The organism is Bradyrhizobium sp. USDA 4011 (genome assembly GCF_054063415.1).
In genome coordinates this window covers 3,127,179-3,145,262 of the sequence record NZ_JBSSGG010000001.1, presented here as the reverse complement: position 1 = coordinate 3,145,262, position 18,084 = coordinate 3,127,179, and the positions used below count along the sequence as shown (strand labels likewise).

Sequence of the window (18,084 nt, the reverse complement as noted above, 5' to 3'; positions counted from 1 at the left end):
GTCAGCAGTATTGGAGCCTTATTGCGTGTCCTGCGGCGGTGCGGTTGATCTACAACGCAAAGTCTTGGACGGTACCGGAGAAATGGACGTGCGCTACCGAAATCTGAATGTTCTAGTGCCTTGCTTTGTCGGCCTCGCCATCATGTGCGGGCTGGTGGCCTATTCGCCGGAAATCTATCGTGCATTCTGCGGCGCAACGGGATATGGCGGAACGACACAGAGAGCCTATACCGATCCAACCACCACGTCGCGACGAACTGTGACGGTCGACTTTGACAGCAACGTTGCGCCCGGGCTGCCGTGGCGCTTTGAACCGGAGCAGCGCTCGGTTAGCGTTCACCTCGGCGAGCAGAAGCTGGTATTCTTCAGTGCCGAGAACCTCAGTGACAAGACGACCGTCGGGCATGCGACATTCAACGTCGCGCCACCGACGAGTGGGATCTACTTCAACAAGATTCAGTGCTTCTGCTTCGATGAAGAGCGCCTTGATCCCCACCAGAAGGTGGACATGCCGGTCGTCTTCTATGTCGATTCGGCCTTCGCCAAGGACTCGGACATGGACCATGTCGCTGCCATCACGCTCAGTTACACGTTTGGCCGTTCGGTTGGTCCGACCGACGCAAAGAATTTGTCGCGCTTTCTCGCCAATGCTGCTCCGGATGCCGTTCACGGCCTCGAACTCTTTACCCAGCGTTGCAGTACCTGCCATGTGCTGGACAGGAACATGACCGGTCCCATGCTGGGCGGTGTGGTCGGACGCCCGGCCGGCTCCGCTGCCGGCTTCAGCTACTCGCCAGCGTTGAAGAACGCCCATCTCACCTGGTCCACCGACAAGCTGGACGAATGGCTGGCTGGTCCCCAGACGTTGGTGCCTGGAGCGAGAATGCCGGTTCGCGTGCTTGATGCTCCGTCTCGACATGACATCATTGCCTACCTGCTGGAGGTCGGCAAAAAGCACGGCGATCAGGCGCATCCGCAGGCACGGGCGTCGGGACCGGAATACTAGCAGGTCGCGAAGCATCCGGGCGGCATGCCGGTGGGGTTGCAGAACAGCGATGGAACACCGAATGGACCGTATCGGGGACAAATTCGAGCGGCGCAGTCGTGGCTGGATGCAACGCATGGGAACCCAACGGCTGCTCCACGATCCGCTTGCTCGCTATACTGTGCTCGGCCTCTTTGCGGCCGGTGTGGTGATTGCGGCGCTTACCTTGCTCGCTGCGGTCATGGTCGAGGACTGGTCCCAGCGCGACATCGACCTGCGCTCGCGCCTGGTATTCCGGTCGATCCGCGACCAGGTCGCGATGGCGATGACGGCCAAGCCGGACATCGATCTTGCTCAAGTGTTCGAGCGGATTACGGAGGATGAGCGAATACTGGCCCTCGGCTTCTGCTCCGCGCAGGGCCGGTTGCGATACGCAACCAAGGAGTTTCCGAAGTCCGTGACATGCGACAGCCTAAAGCGAACCAAGTCCAGCACCTTCGCTGCGGTCGCGGATTCCGGCCGCCACATCCACATCAGCTCCTTTCCGATCACCGTCGCAGACACGACCGGCCACCTGCTGGTGTTGCACGATCTGGCCTATATCGAGGCGCGCACGAACGAGGCACGCCTCTATACGCTGCTTGCTCTCGTCGGCGTGACGTCAGGCTTGGGGCTGCTCGCCACAGCCATCGTGCTCGCACTTATGCGGGCGTGGACCCGTTCGATTCGAGGCGCTCTCACCGATGTCCGACACGGCGCCGCCGACGAAGCTCCGGCGCGCAGCCATTTTCCCATCAGCCGCGAGGTTCACGCGGCGCTCGCGGCGCTGCGGATGGAACGCCGCTTTGCGAATGGTATTCACGTCGAATGGTCGCCCAAGACCCTGCATCGCCTGCTGCTTGAGGAACTGCCGGATGCTCAGGTCCTCGTTGTTTCCAATCGCGAGCCCTACATTCACAACCGCTCCGGCGGCGAACTGACGTTGCAGATTCCGGCGAGCGGCCTGGTGGCCGCTCTCGAACCGGTGATGCGGGCTTGTGGCGGAACATGGATTGCGCACGGCTCGGGCTCCGCCGATCGCGACACTGTCGATGCTAGCGATAGACTGCGTGTGCCTCCCGCCGAGCCGACCTATCTGCTGCGGCGGGTCTGGCTCTCGGAGAAGGAGCAGAGCGGCTATTACTATGGCCTGGCCAACGATGGGCTATGGCCGCTATGTCACATCGCATTCGTACGCCCGACCTTTCGAGAGGAGGATTGGGCCCAGTACCGGAAGGTGAACGAGCGGTTCGCCGACGTAATCGTCGAGGAGGCGACTTGCGACGATCCGATCGTGCTGGTACAGGATTATCATTTCGCCCTGTTGCCTCGGATGATCCGTGATCGGTTGCCGAAGGCAACGGTCATCGCGTTCTGGCATATCCCCTGGCCCAACGCCGAGACGTTTGGAATCTGCCCTTGGCGGCGGGAAATCATCGACGGGCTGTTGGGGAGCACCATCCTTGGCTTCCACACGCAATTCCACTGCAACAATTTTCTCGAAGCGGCGGACCGTTTCATGGAGAGCCGCATCGATCGCGAGCATGACTCTGTCACTTTCCGCGGGGACGAGACGCTGATCAGGCCGTATCCGATCTCGATCGAATGGCCGCCGGCGGCGCTCGTAGAGCAGGCGCCGGTTCGGGAATGTCGTGATGCAGTCCGACGGCGCTTCTCGCTGCCCGCCGATGTCCGTATCGCCGTCGGCATAGAGCGGTTCGACTATACCAAGGGGATCCTCGATCGCATCCGCGCGGTCGACGATCTGCTAACCCACCATCCTGAATGGGTCGGGCGGCTTGTCTTCATTCAGGCCGCGGCGCCGACTCGCAGCAAGCTCGCCGCCTACAGCTCACTGCAGGGTGAGGCTGAACGACTCATTTCGGAGGTCAATGCACGGCACGGCAAGAGCGGCTTTCAGCCGATCCGTCTCATTGTGCGACATCACGAGCCGGACGAGGTTTTCGAGCTTTTCAGAGCCTCGGACATGTGCATCGTCTCCAGCCTGCACGACGGCATGAATCTGGTTGCCAAGGAATTCGTTGCCGCGCGCGACGACGAGCACGGTGTGCTGATCCTCTCGAGCTTCGCCGGAGCGTCGCGCGAACTGTCGGAAGCGCTGATTGTCAATCCATATGACACGCACGGAATGGCTGAGGCGTTCGTGCAGGCGTTGCAGATGCCGCAGGCGGAGCAGCGTGACCGCATGCGGCTGATGCGCGATCTCGTGCGCGAGCGGAACGTCTATCGGTGGGCGGCGCAGATGCTGCTCGATGCAGCCCGCCTTCGTCAACGTCAGCGGCTCGCCTCATCCGATGCGCTCCGTGCCGGTCGGGCCGCCCACGACCCGTGCCGCCGGCGAGCCAGCGCAGAACGGCCTGAATGAACGATAGCTGCTTGTCGGCGTCGAGTGAATCGGTGGTGCGGTCGCTGGTGCTTCAGATACTCGCGCGGATCAGTCCTCGTAGCTGTCGATGACCGCGTCAGCGATCGTACGCTTGGTGACGATGCCGACTATGTCGTTCACCCGCGGGCGGGAGCCGCCCTGGAAGACGATCGCGGCACCGGCGCGGTGGCGCTTAAGTCTCGCAAACACCAGGCTCAGCAGATCCTGATCGCGACAAATGACGATCCGTCGTTCGGCAAACCTTTCGACGAAAAGGTCAGGGTTGGTTTGAGATTCCATCCACAGACCCGAACGCGGCGGAATTAGCCCTACGATCCGGCCGTCCCGCTCGACTACGATTGCTCGTGCGTCATCAGTATCTTCCGCAGGCAAGGCTTGTTTCAGCGTTGTTCCGGCCCTGGCTACGATAAAGCGACGCTCCATGATGTCTTGCGCCTGCCTAACCAGGTAAAGATTGATATGCCGCTCCTTGGGGATACGGTGGCCGCGATGACGCAGTTTGACCGTATAGATCGTCTCATTGACGAGCGCGCGCCTTACGCCTGCAGCCAGCGCCACCGCGACGATCACCGGCACAATGACCGCGTAGTCACGTGTCATTTCGAACACCATGACGATGGCCGTCATCACGCCGCCCGTTCCCGCGCCGACCATGGCCGCCATTCCAACGATAGCGGCCGAGGACGGCGTCAGCCCGGAATGAGGCAAGATCGAACTGGTCCCGGCCGCAAAGGCCGCACCAAGAGTAGCGCCGAGATAAAGTGAGGGAGAGAAGATCCCGCCCGAGGCCCCGCAGCCAAGGCTGACAGTCGTGGCGAGCAGTTTCAGCGCGAATAGCAGCGCAAGAAGACCCGCCGCGGCCAGCTTGTGGTCCAGGATGTCCTGAATGACCGAATAGCCGACCCCATCGATGTAGGAATGTCCGAACGCGCGACTGAGTCCCACCATCATCAGGCCGATCACCGTCATGCCCACGATGTTCTGGACGTATTCGTTTGCAGACAGCTTCGGAAACCCATCCTCCATGAAAACGAGCAGCCGGATAAACGACCAGGCTGCCACGCCGCACAGCAGTCCAAGCAGGACGAACGCAATCGCCTCCTGCGGATTGAACGACGCAACCATGGGAAACTGAACGTCCGGCACCGCAAAAGCAGGGTCCGGGCCGATCAGAATTCGCCCGATCGTCGTCGCAGCGCCAGTCGCCACGACGACCGGAAGGAAGGTGCGGTTCGACACTTCCGGCAAGAGAATTTCGAGAGCGAACAGCACCCCGCCAAGCGGCGTGTTGAACGTCGCGGCGATCCCCGCGCCGGCGCCGGCGGACAATAGCGTTATCTTCTGTCGCGTGGAGAGCCCGATGAATTGAGAGAAGGCCGAACCAAGCGCCGAGCCGATCTGGATGATCGGTCCCTCGCGTCCGACGGCGGCGCCGCTGCCTATCGATATTGCGGAGGCGAGAGCCTTGATCAGCGCCACCGTGCCGCGGATATTGCCGCGCTTGTAGAAGATCGCATCCATCACTTCGGGGACGCCGTGCCCCTTTGCCTCGGGAGCAAAGCGCCTCACGAGAAAAACGACAATCAGGCCGCCGGCAATCGGAGATAACAGAACAAAATCGCCAAAGCGGCTGGGACCCTCGCTGATATTGGCATCGTAGACGAAACTGAGTCTGCCATTGTAAGAGACGTTGTGCACGAAGCCGATCAGGGCGCGGAAAACGACCGCGCCCAGTCCGGTCATCACTCCGATAACCAGCGCGAGGCCACAGAGAACGAGCAGGCTCACCCGTCGGTCCTCCCGCAACGACTTGCGGCCGCCGGCGGTGAGCGCCTTGATATCGTCGGAAGTCAGTGCCGCGGGCATTCGTCTCACAACGTACGGGTCAGCGGGAGGATAGCAAGATACGGACTTGTCGGCCAGAAAAGCCGTCCGGAGCCAGTCCGCAAGCGGGTGACAGAGACCTGGATGGCCCCCGATCCAAAGTTCGGACAATCGCTACGCGATTGCCCTTCTGTTGAGCGCCGGCCAACGGTACTCCGGCAGTTCCACGGCATCTGTGATATCCCGGCCTATAGCGAGCCTCGCCAGCCCGGGAAAAGCAAAGGCCTTAACCACCAGGTTACGGAACAGCAGCCCGAATTTTGTCGTCGGCGCAAAAGCACCGGCAAAGCGCTCGGCCCCGCGCTGCTTGGCATTAATGTAGCTTCGCAACAATGTCTCGTATCTGCCGAACGCAAGTTGATATTGACCGTCCGCGGCCGCCAGCTCACCGGCAAGGACGTAAGCCGAGATCATCGCCAGAGCCGAGCCTTGCCCGGCCAATAGCGAGACGCAGAATGCGGCGTCGCCCACGAGGGCCGTGCGGCCGCGGGACCAGCTTTGCATCCGGATCTGACTGACGCTGTCGAAATAGAGTGTCTGGGTCTGCTCAAGCTCGCCCAGGATCTTGCCGCATTCCCAGCCATCAAGACGGTAGAGATCGCGGAGGAGTGATTTCTGCGTATCCATTGTGGCAGGCAGTTCCTCTCGCCTTGCGACGAAAACAAACAGGATTAGCGTGCGATTGTCGCGCAACGTAAAACGACCGAGCATCCGGCCTGGTCGTCCGTACATCAAATAGATATCTTCATCGCGAGGACGATAACCGTGCGCCTCAAACGCAGCAACGGCATAGCCCAAATGCTTTTCGAACCTGGATTGCGGTCCGAAAGCGAGTGCGCGCGTACGCGAATGCAAGCCGTCCGCTCCAATCACGAGATCGAATTGTCGTTCACGTTCGCGCTCAAACTGGACCCGGACGCAATCCGCCTGCTCTTCCAAAGAGACGATCGTGTCGCCAAAGATGCTTTCGACCTGTCCCCGCGATCTCTCGAACAGCAGGCGGGAAAGGTCGCTTCGTTGGAGCGTCACGTAGCGCCCGGCGGTCAATTCCGAGAATATCTCGGTGCCGAATCCGGCAACCCGCTGCCCCTTGCCATTCACGATGCGCATCTCGCGCGCATGATAGCCGACGCGATTGATCTCGCCGAGCAGCCCCATCCGTTCCGCGAGATCATAGCCAAGCCCCCAAAAGTCGATCACATAACCACCATGGCGCAAGGCCGGGGCCCGCTCAACGAGCGTCGGCTCGAAGCCGGCCGCCTTTAACCAATATGCAAGCGCAGGTCCCGCGATCCCGGCGCCGGAAATCAAGACAGTTCTCATGAGGTGGAACCAACTTCGCTGATCAATCGTCCAATTGCACCTTGGTAACGCATGAACGGCTTCGGGGCGGTCACCAAGCACAGCGCTTATGAGATGCGAAGTGGAATAGTCGGTACGATATCGTACACTGCGCCGCAGGCGTGCATTGGCGAGCCGGCCGGCAGCCGCACGATCTCGTTCCGCCAAAAAAGCTGCCCGTACCCGCAAGCGACATGCTGCGTAGCAAGCGATGCGGACACCTGCTGTCGCGCTACAAGGTCAGCCCGTGAGGTTTCGGCCGGTACCAAGAGCAGGCGGATAGGAAAAGTCCAACGGGAAGGTCGACCCAGTCGGCCCATCCGGCCCGGCCAACCCTTGGCTGTCGGTGTGAATAGGCGCCCAACATTGACCCCGTCATCATGAGGTCGATCAGGTACTTAGAATGCAGACCGGCGCTCGGACCCCACGCCGAGTGACACTCTTGGACGGCATAGAGTTCAAGCAGACTGCCTACGCGTTGGACCGCGATTCGAGGAAAGCTGCTCTGGCCCACTTCCTGAAGAGGGCTTCGGGTGCCGACTCGGAGGAGGACGAAGAGGGGCGCCGCTTGGCTGCCTAGACTATGTACCGATAAATCATGTATCGCAGTTCAAGCCCTGTTTGATCTCGGCTACCGTTTTCAAAGCCGTGCGAACACAGATGTCGGCGGTAGTCAGTGTCGGGCGAAGAGGTGACATTCGAAATGAGGGACCGCCCACCGAATGTCCGTCGAGGGCCAAAAGCATCAAGCGCGCAAAGTGTTGAACGCGTCTGAAGGCGGCTAACGACTACGCCAGGGAAGCCTCAATTGTCTTGCTCCTTTCTGCTCCGGCCGTTGCCAACTCGGGCGCACCGCGCGTGAAGTCCGTCACTCATCTCGAAATCCCGCGATGGACGATTTGTTCTGTTCAATAGGCAGCTCTGAAGCAGTCCGTTAGCCTCCGCGCAACGCCTCAAGGTCGGGCTTCGTCGAGAGGGCCAGCGTTCCGGCTATGGCGATCGAGCCGCAGACCAGTGCCGTGATCAGGGCGACTGTCACATAAAGCCAGGGCACTGACAGCGTCTCCGGCGGCGGATCAAACACGCCCGCAAGGAGGGTCACCAATGCATATGCGATAGCGAAACCCACCACGATTCCCATGATTGCGCCGCCGAGAACGATGAAGAGCCCCTCGCCCCACAGAAAGGCGCCAAGTTGCCTTCGCGTCGCACCAAGCGCCGAGAGAACAGTGAAGCTGCGCCGGCGCTCGGCGAGTCCAAGCGCCAGAACAAGGCCGGTGACGCCGGCGATCATCAGCACGGAGAACGCGAGCTCCAACGTAGTCAGGCCGCGCAGATCGATGGCGGTGAGGCTCGAGCTGATCAGCGCCTGAGTCTCGCCGAGTGTGGTGACCTTCGTGCTGCCTTGTGACGCCGTGAGTTTGCGCGCGGTGGCGGCGACGGAGTCCGTGTCCCCCGATGTTCGCAACAGGACAACCTCGCTGGCGTCGGTGCCGGTTTGTTTGGCGATGTAATTAGCGTTGGCGACCAGAAAAGAATCCTTTGGTGCTGTCGGAAACTCGCGAACAATTCCGATGAACCTGAACGGGACAACGCGATATTGGTGATCGCTTGCGCTCTGAAGCCGCAGGTTCAGGCGATCGCCGGGTTGCAGCCGAAAGTCATCGACCGTCTCCTGCGAAACAAAAACGCCGTCTGGTGTCCTGGCAAGGAGCGCGAGGGACTTTGCCGCATTGTGATTGGCAAAATAGGCGTTCGAGATCGTGGTCAGCTTGCCGATCGTCGCGGGATTGATTCCGAACATGTCTTGCAGGTCCGCGCCCACATAGGCGAAACGATGCATCATCGGTTCTGCCGCGACCACGCCCGGAATGGCTTTTAGCCCCGATAGAAGTTCGCCGGCAGGATGGGATGCGGTCCCCGTCAAGGTCACATCAGAACCGTTGGTCAGCTCGGCATCGACGCGGGATTGCGCATTATATGTGTTGTTGAAGATGGCCGTTGCGGTTGCAAACGCGAATGCAAGGGCAACGAGCGCGACGCCTCTTGCCATGCGACGTTGCTGGCGGGACAGAGAGGCTGCTATCGTAGGCGAGAGAGCCGCCGAAAACGGCACTAGGAGGGCTGCAACCACGTTCTGGCCTCGTCCTAGAGACCACCGACTCAAGCGAAGCCACAGCAAGCCGGCGCCGATCCACAGACACAACGGCGCCAGAAAGGCTTCGTAATGCACCGAGGTCTGTGCCACACCTTCTGGCGCCAGAACAATCTCATAGCCGGACCTAGCGACCGTCCAAAACACGATTGCGCCCACAGCAACGATGGCAAAATCCGCATATAGCCGTTGCCACAGCGGAGACGTTTGTCGGTCGACCTCGGCGCGGGCGGCGGAAATCGAAGTGCTCGTTGCATCTGTCCATGCCGGAACGAGGGAGGCCGCAATGCCGAAGCACAAGCCGATGGCGCCGACAAAGATCAGCCACGGCGCGGCAAGGCGCAAACCTTCCAAGCGCCACCAACTCAGGGTTATCATGACGGCGAGGACGAGACCGATGGTGACGCCAAAGCCTCCGATCGCGATGGCCTCGATTGCGGCCAGACGCAACACCTGCGGACGGGAGGCGCCGCGAAGGCGCAACAACGCCTGCTCGCGACGCCTTCGTTCCGAGTCGGAAGAGGCAACGGCGAGCGTGACCAGCAGCGCCAGGACGACGCCCGGAATGCCAAGAAACAGGAACAGGACTTGTCCATAAAGCGCATCGGCGCGCACTGCATCAAGTCGCGCGGCGACATTGTCGGTCAGCGCGGCACCGCCTGCAACGCGAGCCTCGAAATTGTTCGCCGTGCGCTGCGCCTGGATGAAGGCGGCGCTGGGGTCCGGCGGCAAGATGCTGCGATCAAAGCGGACATGGATTTCGGTTCGGACAGTATCCGGCCGCGCAGATGATTGGGGGTCGAAGATGGTCTGCCACTGCGGCATCGGCATGAGCAGCACATTGTCCGGTGCCTGTGGTGCAAGGTTCTTGGAAACCCCGATCGCCTGGAACATCGAGTCGGCATTAGGCAGGGCCACGACACCTGCAATCTTGACGTCGACCGGTCCCTTCCCGATGCGCTGGATCGTCACTGTGTCGCCAGGCGCGATATGAAGATTGGCGGCTGTTTGGCTTGCCGCTAGCACGCCGTCCCAAGAGCCCTGGATGAGCTCGGTCTGTGCCGGGAAAATCCGGCGATAATCTGCTTCAAGGCCGAGCACCTTGCCCGGTCCCGTCGCCTGCGTCGTCCCGCCCGTTGTTGCGGAAAATCCTTCAGTGTCCGCATAGCCCGCGGACTGCAAATCTTCGTAACGAGCGGCCTTGCCTATCGCCTCGATCACCGGGGCCGGATCCGCCCCGGGTACCAGGAGAACCTGCCAGTCCACCGGCAAGCTCGCCACCGCGCGACGCGCCATGCTTTCGGAGGAAGCGACGACAAATGTTCCAAGCGATGCGAGCAGTGCCACCGGCAGAGCAAGTCCGACCGCGGCGCCGACAAGGCGGCCAGAATGCGCACCGAAGACGCTCTTGAGCCAGAGCCGCATCATGGGCTCACCATCTCAGCAGGCAATTCAAGCTTGCCGTGATCCATGAGCCACGTGCTCTTCATGCGTTCTGCCACCGAGGGATCGTGCGTGGCAACGACGAGTGCTGTGTCACTTCCCTCGATCGAATTCAGCAATGCGTCCACGGTTTGCCGGGCGATCAGCTGATCCAGTTGCCCGGTCGGCTCGTCGGCCAGGATCAACCTGGGTTTCAGGGCGATTGCCCTGGCCAGCGCCACACGCTGCGCCTGTCCTCCTGACAGTTCGTCCGGAACCTTGTCGACGATGTCTGCCAGGCCAAGCGCCTCCAGCGCCGCCATTGCTCGAACGCGAGGCGAAGGAATGCGTCCGGCTATCCGCAGCGGCACCTCGACGTTTCCGAGGACACTCAATGTCGGAATCAAACTCGGCGCCTGGAACACGATGCCGATGAAGGTTGGGCGCAGCGCACCATCCCGGGCAAGTGCGGGCCAGCTCAGTGCACCACCGGTCGGCGTGTCGAGGCCGGCGATCAGATGAAGCAGTGTCGATTTTCCGCTGCCGGAGCGGCCAAGCAGGGCTATTCGATCGCCACTCCGGATCGCGAATGACGTGGGCTGCAGAGCGAGGATGCCCGACCCTGCCTGGCCGAAGCAGCGCGCCACGTCCTTGCCCTCGACGAGGATGTCAGGCATCGCCGATCCTCCCGTCCCGAAGATGAATGATCCGGTCAGCGCGGGCGGCGAGTGCCCGGCTATGGGTTGCCACCAGAACGGCAACGCCGGCGCCACATTGCTTACTCAACAGGTCGAGAATCGAGCTTTCCGTTATCGCATCGACCTCACCTGTCGGCTCATCGGCGAGAAGGATGCGGGGCCCTGCAGCCAGAGCGACGGCGAGACCCGCCCGCGCCAATTCACCTCCCGACAACTGACCTGGCCGCGCTGCCCCACGATCCGCCAGGCCGACTTCCGCAAGCAAATTTTTTGTCCGGTCGTTGTCCATCTTCCCGGCGATGAACATCGCGAGCTCGATGTTGCCTGTCACGGAGAGCGAGGGGAACAGATTGCGCGACTGCATGAGGATGCCGATATTTGCGCCTCTGCGGCGCGCGCGTTCGGCCTCGGTGCGGCGCGTCAAACGCTCTCCAAGCAGTTCGACATACCCTCCGTCCGGCTCATCGAGACCTGACAGGCAGGCAAGCAAGGTCGATTTGCCGCTTCCGGACGGGCCCACGAGAGCGACCAACTCGCCCTCATTGAGCCGCAGGCTCACGCCGCGAAGCGCGAGCGTCTCGGATTCCGGCGTGTGAAAGAACCGGTAGAGATCGAAAACCTCCAGGACGGCCATGTCATTGCCACCGGAAGCTCTTCGACATGAGGTTCCATTGATCGGCGTTATCGGCTCCATACGGCGAGGATAGGGTCAAGGTGACAAGCTTGCCATTCTGCCAGAAGAAATAGCGCTCGTTTTCCTCCCGGATCGCCTTCTCGGTCACCGGGTTCGGTTCGGAATTCGAGCTGTAGCTGACCACCACGGCCGAGCCTGCGGGAAGCTTGACGGATTTGACGGCCGTGACGCGAACCGCCTTGCCCGTCTTCTCGAGTTCAGCAACGTCCTGCTGCTTGACGTTGGCCAGGGTCAGCGGATCGCTGCGTTCCGACCTCAGAAGTGCAATCGTGTTGTATTTGTCGTTGAAAGTGACGCCGTCGGAACTCTCGCGGCGAGCCCATCCTTCCGGAACCTTGATCTTGAAGCCCAGTGGCGAGCTGTACTCGATGAAGACTTGATTGTCGGGGATGTCGCTGGGCGGGTTCTTTTCCGCAGGCACGGGCTTTTCAGCGCTACTTGCCTGCGCATGGAGCGATGCAGGCGCAAATCCGACAAGGCTCGCCGTGGCAGCGGCCATGATAAGGGCGCTCATTCTGTTCATGCTTGACCTCCTGTTGCCGCCCCCCGCGCGAATGTGGTTCTGCAGACCACTTACCCCCGTCAAACTTAGCTGCGACTTAGCCGCGACCCAGCCCCGGCGCTTGGGCTTCTTTGCTCTCCCGGCCTTCTCTGGGCGATGAATCCGGATTGCCGGAAATCGGCAGCCGAACCGTGGCGCGGAGCCCCGACCGGCCGATGCCCGTGACATTCTCCAGTGCAATTCTGCCACCAAGACTGTCGACAATGCGCTTTACGATGGACAAGCCAAGTCCCGTCCCTTCGCCCTCCGGGCGCGAACCGCGGAAGAACGGCTCGAAAATCTGATCCATATCAGCCGATGCGATGCCGGGGCCGGTATCCTCAACTTGCAGGATCGCCGTGCTATCTTCTCGATAAACTCCGATATCGATCGTCCCGCCCCGGGGCGTGAAGCGAAGCGCGTTCTCGAGCAAATTCCGGATGATCGCCGCGAGCATCGCCGGCTCGCTGTGCACCATGAGAGGTTCGACAAGTGCGAAGCCGAGATCGATGCCCCGATCGGCTGCCTCGGGCAACAGATCGGCCACGACCTCTTTCGCCACATGGTCGAGCGCGGCCAGCGGCTTTTCGGCAAGGCCGGTCGGAGCCGCTTCATGCCGCGCCAGCGCGAGCAATTGCTTAAGAAGATGCTTGGTGCGGTGCATACCCTGCCTGAGCGCGGCAACGCGCTCCCGCGCCCGCTTGGGGAGCGCGACCGACTCAAGGTTTTCCGCGTGCAGGCTCAGCGCAGTGATCGGTGTGCGCAGCTCGTGAGCGGCATCGGCAACGAAGCGCCGGTGCTGATCCATCAAGAGCCGCATTCGCTTAAGCAGGCCATTGATCGAGGTGATGAATGGATGCAGCTCGCTGGGCGTCCCCGAAAGCGGCAGCGCGGTCATGTCATCGGCGCGTCTTGCATCGAGATCACCGGCCAGCCGGACCATCGGGCGCAGCGAGTACGCAATGACAAGCGCCGTGACCACCATCAGGCAGGGAATGAGCGCCGCGATGGGAAGCAGCGTGCGAAACGCCACATCGCGCGCGGTTTCGTCTCGAATAGCGGTCGGCTGTGCCACGGCAAACCGGCCGCCGTCGGGTCGTGTTCGTAGCAGCACCCGAACTGGTTGGTTTTTCCACGTTGCGACCTGCAGACCATCCTGCAGGGTGAAGAGCTGGCGATCGTCTGCCGAGCCCCGCGGCGTCTTTCCCAACTCGATGAGCCAGACCTCAGTGTCTTCCTCGACGCCGTGAAGAGGCTGGCCGCCGCTGAAACTGGCATTTTGCGCCAGGCTCGCGAGCTGGATCAGGATCGAGTCCTGCAGCTCGATGGCCTCGCCGAACGCCCACCGGTAGGCGAACATGCTGCCGATTGCGCCGGTCAGCAGGATGATTGCGGTCAACCCGACGTAGAGACGTCCGCGCAACGACCTGATCATGATGATTGGTCCACCATCCAGCCTACACCTCGCAAGTTACGGATCGCTGTGACTCCGAGCTTCTTGCGGATGGTGTGGATCAGATATTCAATGGCATTGCTCTCGACCTCTTCATTCCAGCCGTAAATCTGCCGTTCGAGCTCGCTGCGCGACAGAACCGTGCCCGGCCGCGCAAGCAGCGCCTGCAGCAGAGAATATTCGCGCGCGGTGAGCAGTGCGCTCTCGCCGAGAAATGACGCCTCCCGCGTCGCCGGGTCGAGACTGAGCTTGCCATTGCTCAAAAGCGGCGGGGAGCCTCCGCCCTCGCGGCGGAGCACGGCGCGCATGCGCGCCAGCAGTTCGCGAATCTCAAATGGTTTCACCAGATAGTCGTCAGCGCCGAGATCGAGTCCGTCGATCCGGTCATCGACGCCGTCCTGCGCGGTGACGATGATGACGGGGAGCGTCCGGCCCAGCGTGCGCAGGCGCCGAAGCACGTCGCGGCCGTCTGCCTTCGGCAGCCCAAGATCGAGCAGGGCCAACCCGTAAGCTTCGTTCTCCGCTGCGTGGATCGCGGTCTCACCATCAGTGACCCAGTCGACGGCATAGGCTGCATCCTTGAGCGCCTGCTGCATGGCCGTGCCGATCATCCTGTCGTCCTCGATCAGCAGAACTCGCATCACCTTTCCCTCATCCGGGAGGCCAGAGCCGGACTTGCCTAATTCTTGTGCTCCAGACTTAGCGCAGACTTAGGGAGGTATCGCGCTTCACGATGCTTTGACAAAAAAGTGGGTCTCGGCGCCGCAGGACAACCCTGGCCCTAAGGCGCACCTAAGTCGGCCATGGCCAATCTCCGGCGTCGCCTGGGGTGACTCGTTTCGGGGAGACCCACATGTCCACGACCTGGGAATGGCGTCCATCTCCGACGCTGAACAAGGTTCCGGAGGTCACGCTGATCTTCTGGACCATCAAAATCCTCTCGACCACCGTCGGCGAGACCGGCGCCGACTATCTCGCGGTGCATGTCGGTCTCGGGTCAACCCTGACCATGGCGTGCATGGCCGGTCTCCTAATCGCTGCGCTGATCCAGCAGCTGCGCGCGCGTCGCTATATTCCGTGGAATTATTGGCTGACGGTGGTTCTGGTCAGCATTGTCGGAACCCAGATCACCGACTTCATGAGCGACAAGCTCGAGATCAGCCTTTACGTGAGCACGGCGGCGTTCGCCTGCACGCTCGCTGCAACCTTCGCGATCTGGTACGGCGTCGAACGCACGCTCTCAATCCGCACGATTATCACGACGCGACGCGAGCTGTTTTACTGGGCCGCTATTCTCTTCACCTTTGCGCTGGGGACGGCGGCAGGAGACCTCGCCACGGAAGCGCTCGGGCTCGGTTTCCAACTCGGCGTTCTCGCGTTCGGCGTGCTGATCGCGTTCATCGGCATTTTCTACTCGCTCGGCGTCAATCCGGTCCTCACCTTCTGGCTCGCCTACATTCTGACGCGCCCCCTTGGCGCTTCGCTCGGCGATTTGCTGTCGCAATCACGACACTACGGCGGGGTGGGTCTCGGCACGATTCACACCAGCCTCGTGTTCCTGACCGTAATGATTGCTCTAGTCGCCTGGGTGACCTTCGAAGGTGACCGCAGCGAAGGCGCCGATCCGGCGGAGTGATCCGAAAAGACTTCCACCCGAGAGCCCGCGTGGATCCTGCGTGGGGAAACTATGAGGAGATGTTTCATGAAAAGAGTTCTTCTGGCAGCGGCGATCGGCCTGCTGACATGGGCCGTTGGCGAGCCGATGCATGCACGCGGGCCCATCTCGTTCCTAACGCGCGCCGAGGCCGGAGTGTCCGCGCATCTCGGTGACCTCTCACCGTTCCGCACCATCGTCATCGATGTTTCTGCCTTTATCGACAAGGGTGACCTGGTTGGCGCCAAGAACCGGATCAAGGATATCGAGACAAAGTGGGACGATGCGGAAGCTGCATTGAGGCCGCGCGCCGCCGTCGAGTGGCACATCGTCGACAAGGCGATCGATCGCGCGCTCGAAGCCCTGCGCGCAGCGACGCCCGATCCCGCCCAATGCAAGCAGACGATCACCGACCTGCTGTCCGTTATGGACTCGATCGGAAAATCATGAGGCGGCTAACGGCAATTGTGCGCTTCATGAATCTGCGCCAGGAGCAACGATGTCTTTAACGCACGGGTGCCGCGCTTACTAACGGCGATGTGACGAGAATGTATAGCTTACTAAGCGACCTTCTCGTGCGTCCTGCGTTGTACGCGCGAGAGGTTGCCGCTCTACACTGGTGAAACTCAAATTGCGTGAATGTTTGCGAGAGGCACAATGCAAAACGACGACGATATCCTAAGCAAAGTTCCCGAGGTGACGCTCGGCTTCTGGGTGATCAAGATCCTTGCCACGACGCTCGGAGAAACGGGCGGCGATGCGGTGACAATGACCTGGCTGCATGCTGACCAAAATGCTCACAATGGGGGCTATCTGATCGGTACTGGCATATTTCTTGCGGTGTTCGTTGCGGCAGTGCTCGCTCAAATTTCGACAAAGAGGTTCAATGCCTGGATTTACTGGCTGGCCATCGTGGCCTCTACGACAGTGGGCACAGCCATGGCCGATTTTTTCGATCGCTCACTGGGCATTGGATACACCGGAGGTTCGTCGATCCTGTTAGCGTGCGTCTTGTGCTCGCTCGCGATTTGGTACTTCACTCTCGGCTCGATCAATGTTCAGACGGTTGCAACGCCGAAAGTGGAAATCTTCTACTGGGTGACGATCACGTTCTCGCAGACCCTGGGGACCGCGCTCGGAGATTGGACCGCGGACAGCACCGGTTTGGGCTATGACGGAGGCGCGCTCCTGTTTTGTGCGGGACTGGTCCTGCTGGCGGCTCTGTACTATTGGACCGCAATCTCGCGCGTGTTCCTGTTCTGGGCCGCCTTCATATTGACGCGACCGCTCGGTGCGACGGTCGGAGACTTTCTTGACAAGCCGGCGAGCCATGGTGGCCTGGCGCTGAGCCGTCCTTTGGCGTCTGCGGTGATCCTCGCCGCAATCGTTGTGCTTATTCTGGCCTTGCCGCAGCGGCCGGGACGGCATCCCGGATCCGAGGTAGCTGCGCAGCCGCGGTGACTCTCAGATGGAATCCTCGCATTGCTGAGCGGGGGAGGCAGTTCAATGCGGGTTCTGTTGAACTGGTTGGGCGCTACACTGCTTGTCGTCGTTTTGGCGCGGCCAGCGATCGCTGGTCCTCCCTTCGTGTCCGATGATCCCGAGCCGACTCCTTATCATCAGTTCGAGATCTACACCTTCAACAACGGAACGAGTACGCGCGACGGCACGGATGGCGAGACCGGCATAGATTTCAACTACGGTGCAGCGCCTGATCTCCAGCTCACAGCGACTTTGCCCGCGGGCTTTAGTCAATCTTCGGCCGGCCGCACCAATTTCGGGTTAAGCAACATAGAGCTTGCCGCAAAATACCGCTTTCTGCATCAAGACACTTTCGGTCTGGACGTCGCCTTTTTTCCTCGCGTTTTGCTTCCCAGTAGTTCGAACACGATCGGCGACAACCATACCTCGGTGCTTCTGCCGGTCTGGGTAGAAAAGGACTGGAAGTCGGGATGGTCCGCCTTTGGAGGCGGTGGATGCACATTCAGTGCAATCCGCACGGCGGATTTCTGTTTGGCAGGTGCCGTTCTGACGTATCAGCTGATGCCCAGGCTTCAGATCGGCGCTGAGCTCTTTCATCGGACTGCGGACTCCCAAGGCACCCCCGCCTCATCCAGTGTCGGCGTAGGTTGGCGCTATGATCTCAGCAAGAACTTCCATCTGCTCGGCTATGTTAGGCGAGGAGTTGAAAACACGGAGCAAACAGACCGCTATTCCTGGTACGCATCCGTTCTGTTCACCTTCTGAAGCTGGTTTGCATTCGGCGGGACTGCCCCCGGACCATTTCCTGCAGTGCCGCATGTCTCCAAAAGTAGCAGCCGGCTAACCGCAACTGGCGCAATAGGCGGCGGTGGGCGGCTTCAAGCTGGCTTTCGCATCATCCCAAAGCACAAAGCACTTCCAGCTGGTGCCCGACAGGACGCTCCTGTAATGTAAGTCTCCACGCCAGATGCCCGCGGTCGGAAAGCGCACCGGGCTGGCAGAGGGAGGTTACATGCGCCTCCTTGACATTGGCTTCGCCCTTACGGTTGCTGGAGTTGTGTGGCTCCGCTGGGAATCGCCTGGGTCGGTAGACGTCAAGACGTCCTATTATTGGACGAAGGCTGACACTATCGTCTGCGAGACCCCATTCCAGATCCGAAAGGCAATCGTCGCGATGTCTCATGACGATGGAGCCCGCATTCGCAGTCTCTCGTGTAGCCGACCGGGGTCCGGCAAAAGAGTGCGCGTTGTTTCCATGCCTGCAACTGTATACGGGCCTTGGGCAATTGAATTGATTTCGGAGCAAGGCGCCGCCGCCACGCTGTGGAG

Annotated in this window: 14 protein-coding genes; 6 read left to right on the top strand and 8 right to left on the bottom strand. The window is 61.0% G+C overall.

From position 1 onward, the window contains the following. The first annotated feature begins 82 nt into the window (after positions 1-82). Both ACVW1C_RS14695 and ACVW1C_RS14690 read left to right on the top strand, forming a co-directional pair. Complete coding sequence (locus tag ACVW1C_RS14695) at positions 83-1,006, top strand: cytochrome c oxidase assembly protein (RefSeq protein WP_456759033.1); 924 nt, start codon at positions 83-85, stop codon at positions 1,004-1,006. A gap of 115 nt (positions 1,007-1,121) precedes the next feature. After that, positions 1,122-3,410 (top strand): alpha,alpha-trehalose-phosphate synthase (UDP-forming), encoded by a 2,289-nt coding sequence (locus tag ACVW1C_RS14690; protein ID WP_456763082.1) that lies wholly within the window; start codon positions 1,122-1,124, stop codon positions 3,408-3,410. A 69-nt stretch (positions 3,411-3,479) separates the two neighbouring features. Here the strand turns inward: ACVW1C_RS14690 and ACVW1C_RS14685 are convergent, their stop codons facing one another. From ACVW1C_RS14685 to ACVW1C_RS14650, 8 genes are all read right to left on the bottom strand, one after another. Then, on the bottom strand, positions 3,480-5,297 hold the full coding sequence (locus ACVW1C_RS14685; protein ID WP_456759032.1) for a chloride channel protein: 1,818 nt from the start codon (positions 5,295-5,297) through the stop codon (positions 3,480-3,482). 132 nt (positions 5,298-5,429) lie between these two features. Beyond that, on the bottom strand, positions 5,430-6,626 hold the full coding sequence (locus ACVW1C_RS14680) for an FAD-binding domain (protein ID WP_456759031.1): 1,197 nt from the start codon (positions 6,624-6,626) through the stop codon (positions 5,430-5,432). Between the two features lie 964 nt (positions 6,627-7,590). Then, a complete protein-coding gene (locus ACVW1C_RS14675; RefSeq protein WP_456759030.1) occupies positions 7,591-10,236 on the bottom strand; it encodes an ABC transporter permease in 2,646 nt (881 codons plus the stop codon). Further along, positions 10,236-10,910, bottom strand: a complete 675-nt coding sequence (locus ACVW1C_RS14670; protein WP_456759029.1) for an ABC transporter ATP-binding protein — start codon at positions 10,908-10,910, stop codon at positions 10,236-10,238. Before ACVW1C_RS14670 ends, ACVW1C_RS14675 begins: the two co-directional genes overlap by 1 nt. After that, complete coding sequence (locus ACVW1C_RS14665) at positions 10,903-11,565, bottom strand: ABC transporter ATP-binding protein (protein WP_456759028.1); 663 nt, start codon at positions 11,563-11,565, stop codon at positions 10,903-10,905. The genes ACVW1C_RS14670 and ACVW1C_RS14665 overlap by 8 nt, the downstream gene beginning before the upstream one ends. A gap of 1 nt (position 11,566) precedes the next feature. Next, positions 11,567-12,148: a hypothetical protein gene (locus tag ACVW1C_RS14660; protein ID WP_456759027.1), complete on the bottom strand. Its 582-nt coding sequence runs from the start codon at positions 12,146-12,148 to the stop codon at positions 11,567-11,569. Between the two features lie 76 nt (positions 12,149-12,224). Then, a complete protein-coding gene (locus ACVW1C_RS14655) occupies positions 12,225-13,601 on the bottom strand; it encodes a sensor histidine kinase (RefSeq protein WP_456759026.1) in 1,377 nt (458 codons plus the stop codon). Continuing rightward, the gene (locus ACVW1C_RS14650; protein ID WP_456759025.1) at positions 13,598-14,260 is read right to left on the bottom strand and encodes a response regulator transcription factor; all 663 of its coding nucleotides are present in this window, start codon (positions 14,258-14,260) and stop codon (positions 13,598-13,600) included. Before ACVW1C_RS14650 ends, ACVW1C_RS14655 begins: the two co-directional genes overlap by 4 nt. A gap of 212 nt (positions 14,261-14,472) precedes the next feature. Between ACVW1C_RS14650 and ACVW1C_RS14645 the strand changes: the two genes are divergently transcribed. From ACVW1C_RS14645 to ACVW1C_RS14630, 4 genes are all read left to right on the top strand, one after another. After that, positions 14,473-15,255: a COG4705 family protein gene (locus ACVW1C_RS14645; protein ID WP_456759024.1), complete on the top strand. Its 783-nt coding sequence runs from the start codon at positions 14,473-14,475 to the stop codon at positions 15,253-15,255. Positions 15,256-15,321: 66 nt separating this feature from the next. Further along, complete coding sequence (locus ACVW1C_RS14640; RefSeq protein ID WP_456759023.1) at positions 15,322-15,723, top strand: hypothetical protein; 402 nt, start codon at positions 15,322-15,324, stop codon at positions 15,721-15,723. 207 nt (positions 15,724-15,930) lie between these two features. After that, positions 15,931-16,734 carry a COG4705 family protein gene (locus tag ACVW1C_RS14635; RefSeq protein ID WP_456759022.1) on the top strand — a complete coding sequence of 268 codons (804 nt, stop codon included), beginning with the start codon at positions 15,931-15,933 and terminating at the stop codon, positions 16,732-16,734. A 45-nt stretch (positions 16,735-16,779) separates the two neighbouring features. Beyond that, the gene (locus ACVW1C_RS14630; RefSeq protein ID WP_456759021.1) at positions 16,780-17,520 is read left to right on the top strand and encodes a transporter; all 741 of its coding nucleotides are present in this window, start codon (positions 16,780-16,782) and stop codon (positions 17,518-17,520) included. The last annotated feature ends 564 nt before the right edge of the window (positions 17,521-18,084 follow it).

Bases quoted from the DNA above. Each gene is read 5' to 3' on its own strand.
- ACVW1C_RS14670 (WP_456759029.1), bottom strand. From the start codon at position 10,910: ATGCCTGACATCCTCGTCGAGGGCAAGGACGTGGCGCGCTGCTTCGGC.
- ACVW1C_RS14630 (WP_456759021.1), top strand. From the start codon at position 16,780: ATGCGGGTTCTGTTGAACTGGTTGGGCGCTACACTGCTTGTCGTCGTT.
- ACVW1C_RS14660 (WP_456759027.1), bottom strand. From the start codon at position 12,148: ATGAACAGAATGAGCGCCCTTATCATGGCCGCTGCCACGGCGAGCCTT.
- ACVW1C_RS14655 (WP_456759026.1), bottom strand. From the start codon at position 13,601: ATGATCAGGTCGTTGCGCGGACGTCTCTACGTCGGGTTGACCGCAATC.
- ACVW1C_RS14645 (WP_456759024.1), top strand. From the start codon at position 14,473: ATGTCCACGACCTGGGAATGGCGTCCATCTCCGACGCTGAACAAGGTT.
- ACVW1C_RS14650 (WP_456759025.1), bottom strand. From the start codon at position 14,260: ATGCGAGTTCTGCTGATCGAGGACGACAGGATGATCGGCACGGCCATG.
- ACVW1C_RS14695 (WP_456759033.1), top strand. From the start codon at position 83: ATGGACGTGCGCTACCGAAATCTGAATGTTCTAGTGCCTTGCTTTGTC.
- ACVW1C_RS14675 (WP_456759030.1), bottom strand. From the start codon at position 10,236: ATGCGGCTCTGGCTCAAGAGCGTCTTCGGTGCGCATTCTGGCCGCCTT.
- ACVW1C_RS14665 (WP_456759028.1), bottom strand. From the start codon at position 11,565: ATGGCCGTCCTGGAGGTTTTCGATCTCTACCGGTTCTTTCACACGCCG.
- ACVW1C_RS14635 (WP_456759022.1), top strand. From the start codon at position 15,931: ATGCAAAACGACGACGATATCCTAAGCAAAGTTCCCGAGGTGACGCTC.
- ACVW1C_RS14640 (WP_456759023.1), top strand. From the start codon at position 15,322: ATGAAAAGAGTTCTTCTGGCAGCGGCGATCGGCCTGCTGACATGGGCC.
- ACVW1C_RS14685 (WP_456759032.1), bottom strand. From the start codon at position 5,297: ATGCCCGCGGCACTGACTTCCGACGATATCAAGGCGCTCACCGCCGGC.
- ACVW1C_RS14690 (WP_456763082.1), top strand. From the start codon at position 1,122: ATGGGAACCCAACGGCTGCTCCACGATCCGCTTGCTCGCTATACTGTG.